General features: G+C 72.1%; 2 protein-coding genes. Both read right to left on the minus strand.

From position 1 onward, the window contains the following. The coding region (locus tag AC5JLB_RS02000; protein ID WP_495872186.1) for a hypothetical protein at positions 1-561 on the minus strand (561 nt) is incomplete at its 3' end. Between the two features lie 182 nt (positions 562-743). Continuing rightward, entirely contained in the window at positions 744-1,979 is a 1,236-nt protein-coding gene (locus AC5JLB_RS02005; protein ID WP_495872187.1) for a cation:proton antiporter, read from the minus strand. Between the last annotated feature and the right edge of the window lie 76 nt (positions 1,980-2,055).

A 2,055-nucleotide genomic window follows, 5' to 3' on the forward strand; every position in this document is an offset into this window, starting at 1 on the left:
GAAGATCCCGACGCCGACCGAGCCGTCGAGCACGCTTCGGACGAAGCCCAGGGCCGCCATCGTCCCGATCATGGCCGCCAGCCACGCCCCGCCGCGCCAGTAGGTGCCGACACTGGCCCCCGCGCTGGGCCTCCGCCACGCCCGGTGGTAGGCCCGCTGGAGCGCCGTCGTGAAGGAGGTGGCGAAGAAGACCGTGAACGCGAGCCCGAGGGCGCTGGTCGCCCTCCGGATGTCCTCGGCCGAGGCGAAGGCCTCACGAAAGGAGGAGACGGAGCGACCGTCGAGGCCGAGCCGGGCGATGAGCACCGTGATGATCGACGCACGGACCCCTGGAGGCACGAGCGCGACGATGACGATGAGCAGCGGGAAGAAGGAGACGAACGCCTTGCCGGCGAGCGCGACGCTGCGATCGACGAACTCGATCTCCCGCATCCGCTCCCACACCTGCCAGAGCAGCCGCCGCTGCAACCACTCGGCCGCCTGCTCGACCCGCCTCGACGCGGCCGATCGGTGGAGCTCCTCGTCGACCTGGTCGTCGAGGATCGGCCCGCTGCGACGCACGGTCGAGCCCGCTGCTCAGGCGATCGTCGCGGAGGACGAGGACGGCACGTCCCGGGCAGCGAGGATGATCCAGATCATGGGCGACCCTCTGTCGTCGTCGGGCTCAGCCTCGTACGGAACCGCCTCCTCGACGTCACCCCGCCGAGGTGACCCCCGGGTGCGACGGGGAAGGCGCCTGCGGGTCATCCGGGGCGGGTGACCCGCAGGACGGTCGAGGTCCGCATCCCGTGGTCCAGGGCGAAGCGGCGCCCCACCCAGGCCGTGGTGACGCCGTGGGCGGCCACGCTGGCGACGACGGTGCAGGTCAGCGCCGTGACCACCTCCCGGCCATCACGTGGCGCCAGCTGCTCGAGGGCGAGCAGCGCGAAAACGACCGAGGCCAGGCCCCTGGGGCCGAACCAACCGACGAGCAGCGCCGTCGTCCGACCCAACGAGGAACCGAGCAGCGCCACGACCACCGGGACCATCCGCACGACGGTGAGGGCCACCGCGGCGAACACCCAGTGCTCTGCACCGGCAGCACCGAGGACCGGCAGGGCGAGGGCACCGAAGATCAGCCAGACGGCCATGGACAGGACCTCACCGGCTCGGCGGGTGAACCCGAGGGCGGTACCCGCGGCGGCGCGCCCGGTTGCACCGAACGCGAGGCCGGCGACGAACACCGCCACGAGCCCGTTCCCGTCGAGGTGCACCACCGACGCATAGGCCAGGATCGCGACCGAGGCCGTGCCGACCGAAGTGGACGTCGCCGTGGTGAGGCCCGCTCGCAGCGCCGATCGCATGGCTCTGCCGGCGAGGCCGCCGATCGATGCACCCGCCGCCACGCCGAGGACCAGGCCCCGCACCGCGTGCACCTCCGACGTGTGCTCGTAGACCGTGCCGGCGACGGCGGCCACCAGGAAGACGTTGACGAACGGGGTTGCGATGCCGTCGTTGAGCCCGCTCTCGACGTTGAGGAGGCGCCGGACCTTCGCAGGGATGCGCTCGTCGCGAAGGACGGGACCGCCGAGCGCCGCGTCGGTGGGAGCCACGGCGGCGCCGATGACCGCGCTCACCCACCACGAGGCACCCACGAGCACGCGTGCCGCGATCGTCCCCAGCATCATGGAGGCGGGCAGTGCCAGCACGAGCAGGCGGCTCGTCAGGCCGGCGTCGCGGCGCAGCTTGCGCACGTCGACCGTCGCGGCATCGCCGAAGAGCACCACGGCGAGGGTGATCTCAGCGAGCTCACGGACCACGGGCGATGCCGCCGACACTTCCGCAAGGGGCAGCGGCTCGTTGGCCACCAGCATCCCGAAGCCGAGCGCAGCCATCGGCGCGCTGATGTGCCGTCGTTCGAGCCAGCTCGCAGCAAGGCTCCAGGCGGCGATGGCGGCGGCGAGGAGCGAGAGGACGGCCATGTCGATCCCGTGGTGCATCAACGGCTCCAGATCGGTCGATGCCCGTGGTCGGCGCAGGGGGTGGAGCTCTCATCCACCGACCAGGACCCCGACG

This window comes from Myxacorys chilensis (genome assembly GCF_059505265.1).

Bases quoted from the DNA above. Each gene is read 5' to 3' on its own strand.
- AC5JLB_RS02005 (WP_495872187.1), bottom strand. From the start codon at position 1,979: ATGCACCACGGGATCGACATGGCCGTCCTCTCGCTCCTCGCCGCCGCC.